The following is an 11,727-nucleotide window of genomic DNA, read 5'->3' as shown; positions in this document are numbered from 1 at the left end:
CACGCCGCACACGCGCGCGTGTCCGCCGCCACGGCCGCCGAGGCGGGCGTCAAGAACGGCGACGTCCTCGCGGTCAGCGGCCCCGCCGGGGTCGTCGAACTGCCGCTGCAGATCACCGAGATGCCCGACCGCGTCGTCTGGCTCCCGCTGAACTCCACCGGTACGGGCGTCGCCTCCGACACCGGGGCGCTGCCCGGCGCACTGGTCCGTATCGGCCCCGCGACGCTCGCCGCCGAGGCCCCCGAGGAGGTGGAGGCATGAGCTTGTACCTCGCCGCTGAAGACCTCTCGATGTTCGGCCGAGACCCTTGGTGGCTGGTCGTCGTCAAGGCGGTGTTCTGCTTCGCCTTCCTGATGATCACCGTGCTGTTCTCCATCGTGTGGGAGCGCAAGGTCGTCGCCTGGATGCAGCTGCGCATCGGCCCCAACCGGCACGGCCCCTGGGGCATGCTCCAGTCGCTCGCCGACGGCATCAAGCTGATGCTCAAGGAAGACGTCATCGTCAAACGCGCGGACAAGGTCGTCTACGTCCTCGCGCCGATCGTCGCGGCCATCCCGGCCTTCATGGCGATCGCGGTGATCCCCTTCGGCCCGGCCGGCAACGAGATCTCGATCTTCGGCCAGCGCACCACGATGCAGCTCACCGACCTGCCGATCGCGATGCTCTACATCCTCGCGGTCGCCTCCGTCGGCATCTACGGCATCGTGCTGGCGGGCTGGAGTTCCGGCTCCACCTATCCGCTGCTCGGCGGCCTGCGCTCCGCGGCGCAGATGATCTCCTACGAGATCGCCATGGGCGCCGCGTTCGCCTCGGTCTTCCTCTACTCGGGGTCGATGTCGACGTCGGCGATCGTGGAGGCGCAGCAGGACCGCTGGTACATCGTGCTGCTGCCGGTCTCCTTCGTCATCTACATCATCACGATGGTCGGCGAGACCAACCGCGCCCCCTTCGACATGCCGGAGTCCGAGGGCGACCTGGTCGGCGGCTTCAACACCGAGTACTCGTCGATCAAGTTCGCGATGTTCATGCTCGCCGAGTACGTCAACATGGTGACCGTCTCCGCCGTGTCGGTGACGCTCTTCCTCGGCGGCTGGCGGGCTCCCTGGCCCATCAGCACCTTCTGGGAGGGCGCCAACCACGGCTGGTGGCCGATGCTCTGGTTCGTGGTGAAGGTGCAGCTGCTGCTGTTCTTCTTCATCTGGCTGCGCGGCACCCTCCCGCGCGTCCGCTACGACCAGCTGATGAAGCTCGGCTGGAAGGTCCTCCTCCCGGTCTCCGTGGTCTGGCTGATGCTCGTCGCGACGGTACGGACCCTCAGGAACGAGAACTACGACTTCGCCGAGATCGCCCTGTACGTCGCGGGCGCCGTCATCGTGCTGTTCCTGCTCTCCGTCGTCGCCGACATGTTCCGTGACCGGCGCGAGGCACAGGACCGGCCCGCCGAACCGGCCGCCTTCGACCCGATGGCCGGCGGGTTCCCCGTACCGCCCCTGCCCGGACAGACCCTCCCGCCGGTGCCGCGCAGGCGTCCGCGACGGGAGCGGGAGCTGGTTGTCAGTGGTGGGTCCGATACTGACAGTGACGGATCTTCGAATGGGAAGGAGGCGTCCGATGGCTGAGGAGCCGAAGGAGACCAAGCCCGGTTTCCAGAACCCCGTCGCCGGCTTCGGCGTGACCTTCAAGGCCATGTTCAAGAAGCGGCTGACCGAGCAGTATCCCGAGCAGCCCAAGACCACGGCCCCACGGTTCCACGGCCGGCACCAGCTCAACCGCCATCCGGACGGCCTGGAGAAGTGCATCGGCTGCGAGCTGTGCGCCTGGGCGTGTCCCGCCGACGCCATCTACGTGGAGGGCGCCGACAACACGGACGAGGAGCGCTACTCGCCGGGCGAGCGGTACGGCCGCGTCTACCAGATCAACTACGCCCGCTGCATCCTGTGCGGCCTGTGCATCGAGGCGTGCCCCACGCGCGCGCTCACGATGACCAACGAGTTCGAGCTGGCGGACAGCAGCCGCGCCAACCTCATCTACACCAAGGAGCAGCTGCTCGCCGGTCTCGAGGAGGGCATGGTCGACTCGCCCCACTCGATCTTCCCGGGCACCGACGAGCAGGACTACTACCGGGGGCTGGTCACCGAGGCCGCGCCCGGCACGGTGCGCCAGGTCGCCACCTCCAAGGGCGAGAAGCCCGAGGAAGAGGGGGCGGACGCATGAGCATGCAACTCGCCGCCTACACCACCTCCACCGGTGAGGCCTTCCAGTTCTGGGTGCTCGGCACGTTCGCGGTGATCGGCGCCCTGTGCACCGTCTTCATGAAGAGGGCCGTGCACAGCGCGCTCTGCCTCGCCGGCACCATGATCATCCTGGCGGTGTTCTACCTCGCCAACGGCGCCTACTTCCTGGGCATCGTGCAGATCGTCGTCTACACCGGCGCGATCATGATGCTGTTCCTGTTCGTGGTCATGCTCGTCGGCGTCACCGCGGCGGACTCCCTGAAGGAGACCATCAAGGGCCAGCGCTGGCTGGCCCTCCTGTGTGGCCTCGGCTTCGGCATCCTGCTGATCGCGGGCATCGGCAACGCCTCGCTGACGGAGTTCACCGGCCTCGGCACGGCGAACGCGGGCGGGAACGTGGAGGGCCTCGCCGCCCTGATCTTCACCGACTACGTGTTCGCCTTCGAACTCACCGGCGCCCTCCTCATCACGGCCGCCGTCGGCGCCATGGTCCTCACCCACCGCGAGCGCACCGAGCGCCCCAAGACCCAGCGGGAACTGGCCGAAGAGCGCGTGCGCGAGGGCAAGCACCTCCCGCCGCTGCCGGCCCCCGGCGTGTACGCCCGGCACAACGCGGTCGACATCCCGGGCCTGCTGCCCGACGGCACGCCGTCCGAGCTGACCGTCAGCAAGACGCTGCGGGACCGGGGTCAGGTCCGCGACGTGTCGACGGAGGCGCTCAACGACCTGAAGGCCCTGGAGCAGCGCGCCGAGGACCGCCTGGAGCGCACCAACAGCGGGAACGGCCCCAAGCGCGGGGAGGCATCGAAGTGAATCCCGTCAACTACCTGTATCTCGCCGCCCTGCTGTTCACGATCGGCGCCACCGGCGTCCTGATCAGGCGGAACGCGATCGTGGTGTTCATGTGCGTCGAGCTGATGCTCAACGCCTGCAACCTCACCCTGGTCGCCTTCTCCCGGATGCACGGCAATCTCGACGGCCAGATCATCGCCTTCTTCACGATGGTCGTCGCCGCCGCGGAGGTCGTGGTCGGACTCGCGATCATCGTGTCGCTCTTCCGGTCCCGCCACTCGGCCTCGGTCGACGACGCCAGCCTGATGAAGCTGTAAGGGGTCGGAAGAATCGTGGAGAACCTGATTGCGCTGCTGGTCGCGGCGCCCCTGCTAGGAGCGGCCGTCCTGCTGTGCGGCGGCCGGCGCCTCGACGCCGTCGGCCACTGGATCGGCACGGCGCTGGCCGCCGCCTCCTTCGTCATCGGTGTCGTCCTCTTCGCCGACATGCTCGGCAAGGACGCCGAACACCGTGAGATGGGCCAGTACCTGTTCAGCTGGATCCCCGTCGAGGGCTTCCAGGCGGACGTCGCCTTCCAGCTCGACCAGCTGTCGATGACGTTCGTCCTGCTGATCACCGGAGTCGGCTCGCTCATCCATGTGTACTCCATCGGGTACATGGAGCACGACGAGCGCCGACGCCGCTTCTTCGGCTATCTGAACCTGTTCCTCGCGGCGATGCTGCTGCTCGTCCTCGCCGACAACTACCTGCTGCTGTACGTCGGCTGGGAGGGCGTGGGTCTCGCCTCGTACCTGCTGATCGGCTTCTGGCAGCACAAGCCCAGCGCCGCCACCGCCGCGAAGAAGGCCTTCCTGGTCAACCGCGTCGGCGACGTGGGTCTGTCCATCGCCATCATGCTGATGTTCACCACCTTCGGGACCTTCGCCTTCGGGCCGGTCCTCGGGGCCGTCGGCGAGACGAGCGAGGGCACGCTCACCGCGATCGCGCTGATGCTGCTGCTGGCCGCCTGCGGCAAGTCCGCCCAAGTGCCGCTGCAGTCCTGGCTCGGGGACGCGATGGAGGGCCCGACCCCCGTCTCGGCCCTCATCCACGCCGCGACCATGGTCACCGCGGGCGTCTACCTGATCGTCCGGTCCGCCGACATCTTCAACGGCGCCCCGGACGCACAGCTCGTCACCACCGTCGTCGGCGCGGTCACGCTCCTCTTCGGTGCGATCGTCGGTTGTGCGAAGGACGACATCAAGAAGGCCCTCGCCGGGTCGACCATGTCGCAGATCGGCTACATGGTGCTGGCCGCGGGCCTCGGCCCCATCGGCTACGTCTTCGCGATCATGCACCTGGTGACGCACGGCTTCTTCAAGGCCGGGCTCTTCCTCGGCGCCGGCTCGGTCATGCACGGCATGAACGACGAGGTCGACATGCGCAAGTACGGAGGCCTTCGGACGTACATGCCGGTCACCTTCGTCACCTTCGGCCTCGGCTACCTCGCGATCATCGGTTTCCCCGGTCTGTCCGGCTTCTTCTCCAAGGACATGATCATCGAGGCGGCGTTCGCCAAGGGCGGCACCGAGGGCTGGATCCTCGGCGGCGTGGCCCTGCTGGGCGCGGGCATCACCGCGTTCTACATGACACGCGTGATGCTGATGACGTTCTTCGGCGAGAAGCGCTGGCAGCCCGACGAGCACGGCCACGAGCCGCACCCGCACGAGTCGCCCAAGGTCATGACGATCCCCATGATCGTGCTGGCCGTCGGATCGGTCTTCGGCGGCGCGTACTTCAGCATCGGCGACCGGTTCGTCAACTGGCTGGAGCCCGTCACCGGCCACAAGCACGGCACCCCGCCGATCAGCGCCCTGACGGTGACGATCTCCACGGTCGCCGTGATGGTCATCGGTGTCGGCCTCGCCTGGCTCCAGTACGGGCGGAGGCCCGTCCCCGTCGTCGCCCCGCGTGGATCGCTCCTCACCCGGGCCGCCCGGCGCGACCTCCTCCAGGACGACTTCAACCACGTCGTCCTCGTACGCGGCGGAGAGCACCTCACACGCTCCCTCGTCTACGTCGACCACACCCTGGTCGACGGCGTCGTCAACGGCACGGCGGCCTCGATGGGCGGCCTCTCCGGGCGGCTGCGCCGGATCCAGAACGGCTATGCCCGGTCGTACGCGGTCTCGATGTTCGGCGGTGCTGCGATCCTCATCGCCGCGACCCTGCTGATGAGGGCGGTCTGATACCGATGTCCTTTCCTCTGCTGACAGCGGCGGCGGCGCTCCCGGCCCTCGGGGCGATCGCCACGGCCGCCGTACCGGCCGCGCGGCGCACCGCCGCGAAATGGCTGGCGCTGATCGTCTCGCTGGCCACGCTCGTGCTCGCCGTGGTCGTCCTGGTCCGCTTCGACCCGGACGGCGACCGCTACCAACTCACCGAGTCCCACGCCTGGATCGCGGACTTCGGGGTGCGGTACGAACTGGGCGTGGACGGCATCGCGGTGGCGCTCATCGCGCTCACCGCCCTGCTGATCCCGTTCATCATCCTCGCGGGCTGGCACGACGCCGACCCCCTGGAGACGGGCAACACACGGTGGCGGCCCACGCAGGGCTTCTTCGCCCTGATCCTGGCCGTCGAGGCGATGGTGATCATCTCCTTCGAGGCCACCGACGTCTTCCTCTTCTACATCTTCTTCGAAGCCATGCTCATCCCGATGTACTTCCTCATCGGCGGCTTCGGGGACCGGGCCCACGAGCACGGCGAGGAGGCGGCGGCCACGCAACGGTCGTACGCCGCCGTGAAGTTCCTCCTCTACAACCTGGTCGGCGGCCTGATCATGCTGGCCGCGGTGATCGGCCTGTACGTGGTCGCCGGGAACTTCTCGCTCCCGGAGATCGCCGAGGCCCGCGCCAACGGCACGCTGGAGATGGCGACCAGCACCGAGCGGTGGCTGTTCCTGGGCTTCTTCTTCGCCTTCGCGGTGAAGGCCCCGCTGTGGCCGCTGCACACCTGGCTGCCCAACGCCATGCAGGAGTCCACCACGCCGGTCGCCGTCCTCATCACGGCGGTCGTCGACAAGGTCGGCACCTTCGCGATGCTCCGCTTCTGCCTCGGGCTGTTCCCGGAGGCCAGTGAGTGGGCGACGCCCGCGATCCTCGTCCTGGCGCTGATCAGCATCATCTACGGGGCGCTGCTCGCGGTCGGCCAGCGGGACATCAAGCGGCTGGTGGCGTACGCGTCGATCTCGCACTTCGGGTTCATCATCCTGGGCATCTTCGCGATGACCAGCCAGGGCCAGTCGGGCGCGACGCTCTACATGGTCAACCACGGGATCTCGACCGCCGCCCTCATGCTGGTGGCGGGCTTCCTGATCTCCCGGCGCGGGTCCCGGCTCATCGCCGACTACGGCGGCGTGCAGAAGGTCGCGCCGGTGCTCGCCGGCACCTTCCTGATCGGCGGCCTCGCGACGCTGTCGCTGCCCGGTCTCGCCCCGTTCGTCAGCGAGTTCCTGGTCCTGGTCGGCACGTTCGCGCGCTACCCGGTGATCGGGATCATCGCCACCGTCGGCATCGTCCTCGCCGCGCTCTACGTCCTCGTCCTCTACCAGCGGACGATGACCGGCCCGGTGAAGGCCGAGGTCGAGGGGATGCCCGACCTGAGGGTGCGGGAACTCGTGGTGGTCACCCCGCTGATCGTCCTGCTGCTCTTCCTCGGCGTCTACCCGAAGCCCCTCACCGACATCGTGAACCCGGCGGTCGAGCACACCATGTCCGACGTCCAGAAGAAGGACCCCCAGCCCGAGGTGGAGGCCGCCAAGTGAGCGCAACCGCCGTCCACAGCCTGTGGACAACCGCGGCCGACCCGATCACGAAGATCGACGCGCCGAAGATCGAATACGGGCAGTTGTCGCCCACGCTGATCGTCCTCGGGGCGGCCGTCATCGGGGTCTTGATCGAGGCCTTCGTGCCACGCAAGTCCCGTTACTACGCCCAGGTGTTCGTCTCCGTCGTCGCGCTCGCGGCGTCCTTCGCCGCGGTCGTCGCGCTCGCGGCGGGCGGATACGGCACCACGAAGGCCGGCATCGCCGCCATGGGCGCCATCGCCGTGGACGGACCGGCCCTGTTCCTGCAGGGCACGATCCTCCTGGCCGGCATCCTCGGCGTCTTCACCTTCGCCGAGCGCCGCCTCGACCCCGAGGCGCACGGCAACAAGGTCGACTCCTTCGCCGCGCAGGCCGCGTCCGTGCCCGGCAGCGACAGCGAGAAGGCGGCCGTGAGGGCCGGGTTCACCACCACCGAGGTGTTCCCGCTGCTGCTCTTCGCGATCAGCGGCATGCTGATCTTCCCGGCGGCCAACGACCTGCTGACCCTGTTCATCGCCCTGGAGGTCTTCTCCCTCCCGCTCTACCTGCTGTGCGCCGTGGCCCGCCGCAAGCGGCTCATGTCGCAGGAGGCCTCGGTCAAGTACTTCCTGCTCGGCGCCTTCGCCTCCGCCTTCACCCTCTTCGGCATCGCCCTGCTGTACGGCTACGCGGGCTCGGTGAAGTACGCGACGATCGCCCAGGTCGTCGACGGCACGATCGGAGAGATCAACCCCGCCCTCGCCGACACCATGGGCAACGACGCGCTGCTGCTCATCGGCGTCGCCATGATCGTCATGGGCCTGCTGTTCAAGGTCGGCGCGGTGCCGTTCCACATGTGGACGCCCGACGTGTACCAGGGCGCTCCCACACCGGTCACGGGCTTCATGGCGGCGGCGACCAAGGTGGCCGCCTTCGGCGCGCTGCTCAGGCTCCTGTACGTCGTCCTGCCCGGCCTGCGCTGGGACTGGCGGCCGGTGATGTGGGCCGTCGCCATCGTCACCATGCTGGGCGGCGCGATCGTCGCCATCACCCAGACCGACATCAAGCGCCTGCTCGCCTACTCGTCGATCGCCCACGCCGGCTTCATCCTCGCCGGTGTCATCGCGGCCTCGCCCGACGGCGTCTCGTCCGTGCTGTTCTACCTGGGCGCCTACTCCTTCGTGACGATCGGCGCGTTCGCCGTGGTGACGCTGGTGCGGGACGCGGGCGGCGAGGCGACCCATCTGTCCAAGTGGGCCGGCCTCGGACGCAGATCGCCCCTGGTGGCGGCCGTGTTCGCGGTCTTCCTGCTGGCCTTCGCGGGCATTCCGCTGACCTCCGGGTTCGCCGGGAAGTTCGCCGTGTTCAAGGCCGCCGCGGAGGGCGGCGCGGGCGCGATCGTCGTGGTCGGTGTGATCTCCTCGGCCATCGCCGCGTTCTTCTACATCCGCGTCATCGTGCTCATGTTCTTCAGCGAACCGCGCCCCGAGGGGCCGACCGTCGCCGTGCCGTCGCCGCTGACCATGACCGCGATCGGGGTCGGTGTCGCCGTCACACTGGTGCTCGGCATCGCCCCGCAGTACTTCCTGGACCTGGCGGGTCAGGCGGGGGTGTTCGTACGCTGACGCTCCGCCCGGGAGCGGAGCGCTCGCTCGTGACGCGGTGACGGGACCCGGCCCCCTTCCAGGGGGCCGGGTCCCGTCGTATGTACGGGTCGTCGTCCACGGGGAGTGGCGCTTCATACGGGTGGAGCCTGTGGATAACTCTGAGGCTGTCGGTGCGGGCGCCTATGGTGGCAAGGGCTGGAGGAACCACGGGCGGCACAGGACGTAAGGGCGCGGGGGACGGGCGATGATCGGGACGGGCGGGACGGGCGTGATGGTGGACGAGGACAGGACGACCGGGGCGGACAGCGAGGCGCTGGCCGTGCTCCACCGGGTCTTCGGGTACGACGCCTTCCGGGGCGAGCAGGGTGCGGTCATCGAGCATGTGATCGCGGGCGGTGACGCCGTCGTCCTCATGCCGACCGGCGGCGGAAAGTCGCTCTGCTACCAGATTCCTTCCCTGGTCAGGCCCGGTACGGGCATCGTGGTCTCCCCGCTGATCGCGCTGATGCAGGACCAGGTGGACGCGCTGCGGGCGCTGGGCGTGCGCGCCGGGTTCATGAACTCCACGCAGGACTTCGACGAGCGGCGTGTGGTCGAGGCGGAGTTCCTGGCCGGGGAGCTGGATCTTCTCTACCTCGCACCCGAGCGGCTCCGGCTGGACGCCACGCTCGATCTGCTCGGACGCGGCAAGATCGCGGTCTTCGCGATCGACGAGGCCCACTGCGTCGCCCAGTGGGGCCACGACTTCCGGCCCGACTACCTGTCCCTCTCCCTGCTGGGCGAGCGCTGGCCGGACGTGCCGCGCATCGCGCTCACCGCCACCGCCACCCACGCGACGCACCGGGAGATCACCGAGCGGCTGGCCATGCCCCGGGCCCGCCACTTCGAGGCCAGCTTCGACCGGCCCAACATCCAGTACCGGATCGTGCCCAAGGCCGACCCGAAGAAGCAGCTCCTGTCCTTCCTGCGTCAGGAGCACGCGGGCGACGCGGGCATCGTGTACTGCCTGTCCAGGAACTCCGTCGAGCGCACGGCGGAGTTCCTCAGCAAGAACGGCGTCGAGGCGGTGCCGTACCACGCCGGACTCGACGCCGGCACCCGCGCGGCCCACCAGTCGCGGTTCCTGCGCGAGGAAGGGCTCGTGGTCGTCGCCACAATCGCCTTCGGCATGGGCATCGACAAACCCGACGTACGGTTCGTCGCACACCTGGACCTGCCGAAGTCGGTGGAGGGCTACTACCAGGAGACCGGCCGCGCCGGCCGCGACGGACAGCCGTCCACGGCGTGGATGGCGTACGGCCTCAACGACGTCATACAGCAGCGGAAGATGATCCAGGGCAGCGAGGGCGACGAGGCGTTCCGCCGCCGGGCCGCCAGCCACCTGGACGCGATGCTGGGGCTCTGCGAGACCGCCCGGTGCCGCCGGGGCCAGCTGCTCCAGTACTTCGGCCAGGAACCGCAGGCCGACGGCTGCGGCAACTGCGACACCTGTCTCGTACCGCCGGAGACCTGGGACGGCACGGTCGCCGCGCAGAAGGTGCTCTCCACGGTGGTGCGCCTGCAGCGGGAGCGGGGCCAGAAGTTCGGTGCCGTACAGATCGTCGACATCCTGCTGGGCCGGCGCACCGCGAAGGTCATCCAGTTCGACCACGACCAGCTCTCCGTCTTCGGTATCGGCGAGGAGATGGCCGAGGGCGAATGGCGGGGCGTCGTGCGGCAGTTGCTCGCGCAGGGCATCCTCGCGGTCGAGGGCGAGTACGGCACGCTCGTGCTCACGGAAGAGAGCGGGGCGGTGCTGCGGCGGGAGCGGGACGTGCCGCTGCGCAAGGAACCGAAGAAGCCGGTGACCACGCGGTCGGCGTCGTCCGGCGCGGGCTCCTCCGGCTCCGGCCGGGGCGACCGCAAGCCCAAGGCGGCGGTCGAGCTCTCCGACGACCTGCTTCCCGTCTTCGAGGCCCTGCGCGCCTGGCGCGGCGACCAGGCCAGGGAACAGGGCGTCCCCGCCTATGTCATCTTCCACGACGCCACCCTCCGCGAGATCGCGGCCACGGCCCCCGCGTCCGTCGCCGAACTCGGCACGATCAGCGGAATCGGCGAGAAGAAGCTGGCGACGTACGGGGAGGGGGTGCTGGCGGTGCTGGGTTCACTGGGCGGCGATTTTGGTGGAGCGTCGGCCTCGGCCTCGGCCTCGGCTTCGGGGGCGGCCCCTGCTTCCGGGGCGACCTCGGCTTCCGGAGCGGCCTCCGTGGACGGGAGGGCGTCCGGCCCGGCTTCGGCGGGTGACACGGGGCAGGACTTCGACTGGCCCGACGTGGAGCCGGAGCCCGAGCACGACGACTGGGCCTAGGGGACAGGCCCGGGACCGAGCACGGTCACCGCAGCCCTGCCGGGATCCCCCGGCGGGGCGAAGGCTGTCGGCGCGCACGGGCGAGCCAGGGTGTGTCCGGGCGGCTTCGGTATCAGGTGAGGGCGGCGACCAGCAGGGTGAAGGCGCCGATGAGGACGGCGACGCGGACGTAGTGCCAGCGCTCCCAGCGGTTCATCTGCTCCTTCCAGTCCTCGGGGCGGTTCTCGGGGGTCCACGTCTTGTTCCGGTTGTTGATCGGAACGAGCAGCAGGAGCGACATGACCACGGTGAGGATCAGCATTCCGGCGGCGGTGACGACGAGGCCGGTGCCGGCGTGGTGCCATCCGGCGACGGCCCAGACCGCGGTGAGGACGAGCGAGCCGATGTACCAGACCGGCATGACGGCGCCGAGCATCCGGCCCCCGTGGGCGTGGCCCAGTTGGCCGCTGTCCTCGGGGAGTGCGTCGAGGATCGGCTTCATGACGAAGGCGACGGAGAACTCCACCCCCACCATCACGCCGATGACCACGGTGGTGACGACCTCGAGTGCGCTGAGCATGATGACCCCTCCAGGAATCTAGCATTGCTAGCTGTTGTGGCAACGCTAGTACTGCCACCGCTCGATTGTCTAGCGGTGCTAGGGTCGAATCATGTCGGTAAAGGAACGCAAGGAGCGCGACCGCGCGGCCCGCGAGCGCCTCATCGTGGCGACGGCCCGCGAACTCGCCGAGCAGCAGGGCTGGGACGCGGTCACCACGCGCCGGCTCGCCGAGCGCATCGAGTACAGCCAGCCCGTCCTCTACAGCCACTTCCGCGGTAAGCGCGAGATCATCGGCGCCGTCGCCCTGGAGGGTGCCGCCGAGATGGCCGCGGCGCTGCGGGCCGCGACCGCCGCCGCGGACGGTCCGCGCGCCCGGGTCA

11 protein-coding genes are annotated in these 11,727 nt (G+C 69.1%); 10 read left to right on the top strand and 1 reads right to left on the bottom strand.

Annotation, left to right across the window (positions count from 1 at the left end):
* The 9 genes from AWZ10_RS10880 to recQ form a co-directional block, all read left to right on the top strand.
* The coding region (locus AWZ10_RS10880; protein ID WP_279616621.1) for a molybdopterin dinucleotide binding domain-containing protein at positions 1 to 261 on the top strand (261 nt) is incomplete at its 5' end.
* Positions 258 to 1,619 (top strand): NADH-quinone oxidoreductase subunit NuoH, encoded by a 1,362-nt coding sequence (gene nuoH, locus AWZ10_RS10875; RefSeq protein ID WP_046702481.1) that lies wholly within the window; start codon positions 258 to 260, stop codon positions 1,617 to 1,619. The genes AWZ10_RS10880 and nuoH, both read left to right, overlap by 4 nt.
* Positions 1,612 to 2,214, top strand: coding sequence for an NADH-quinone oxidoreductase subunit NuoI (gene nuoI / locus AWZ10_RS10870; protein ID WP_060890962.1), 603 nt, complete (start codon positions 1,612 to 1,614; stop codon positions 2,212 to 2,214). The genes nuoH and nuoI overlap by 8 nt, the downstream gene beginning before the upstream one ends.
* Positions 2,211 to 3,047 (top strand): NADH-quinone oxidoreductase subunit J, encoded by an 837-nt coding sequence (locus AWZ10_RS10865; protein WP_046702483.1) that lies wholly within the window; start codon positions 2,211 to 2,213, stop codon positions 3,045 to 3,047. The genes nuoI and AWZ10_RS10865 overlap by 4 nt, the downstream gene beginning before the upstream one ends.
* Positions 3,044 to 3,343 (top strand): NADH-quinone oxidoreductase subunit NuoK, encoded by a 300-nt coding sequence (gene nuoK / locus AWZ10_RS10860; protein ID WP_005481399.1) that lies wholly within the window; start codon positions 3,044 to 3,046, stop codon positions 3,341 to 3,343. Before AWZ10_RS10865 ends, nuoK begins: the two co-directional genes overlap by 4 nt.
* Before the next feature lie 15 nt (positions 3,344 to 3,358).
* A complete protein-coding gene (gene nuoL / locus AWZ10_RS10855; RefSeq protein ID WP_046702484.1) occupies positions 3,359 to 5,254 on the top strand; it encodes an NADH-quinone oxidoreductase subunit L in 1,896 nt (631 codons plus the stop codon).
* Positions 5,255 to 5,259: 5 nt separating this feature from the next.
* Positions 5,260 to 6,831, top strand: a complete 1,572-nt coding sequence (locus tag AWZ10_RS10850) for an NADH-quinone oxidoreductase subunit M (protein WP_046702485.1) — start codon at positions 5,260 to 5,262, stop codon at positions 6,829 to 6,831.
* Positions 6,828 to 8,477 (top strand): NADH-quinone oxidoreductase subunit NuoN, encoded by a 1,650-nt coding sequence (gene nuoN / locus AWZ10_RS10845; RefSeq protein WP_046702486.1) that lies wholly within the window; start codon positions 6,828 to 6,830, stop codon positions 8,475 to 8,477. The genes AWZ10_RS10850 and nuoN overlap by 4 nt, the downstream gene beginning before the upstream one ends.
* A 226-nt stretch (positions 8,478 to 8,703) precedes the next feature.
* Positions 8,704 to 10,806, top strand: coding sequence for a DNA helicase RecQ (gene recQ, locus AWZ10_RS10840; RefSeq protein WP_046702487.1), 2,103 nt, complete (start codon positions 8,704 to 8,706; stop codon positions 10,804 to 10,806).
* A gap of 112 nt (positions 10,807 to 10,918) precedes the next feature.
* Here recQ and AWZ10_RS10835 read toward each other — a convergent pair whose 3' ends face one another.
* On the bottom strand, positions 10,919 to 11,365 hold the full coding sequence (locus AWZ10_RS10835; RefSeq protein WP_060890961.1) for an anthrone oxygenase family protein: 447 nt from the start codon (positions 11,363 to 11,365) through the stop codon (positions 10,919 to 10,921).
* A 91-nt stretch (positions 11,366 to 11,456) separates the two neighbouring features.
* Between AWZ10_RS10835 and AWZ10_RS10830 the strand changes: the two genes are divergently transcribed.
* Positions 11,457 to 11,727: helix-turn-helix domain-containing protein (locus tag AWZ10_RS10830; RefSeq protein WP_159058248.1), on the top strand; the 271-nt coding region annotated here is incomplete at its 3' end.

Source organism: Streptomyces europaeiscabiei (genome assembly GCF_001550375.1).
Lineage (GTDB): Bacteria > Actinomycetota > Actinomycetes > Streptomycetales > Streptomycetaceae > Streptomyces > Streptomyces europaeiscabiei.
This window is presented reverse-complemented; position numbering and strand designations above follow the sequence as displayed.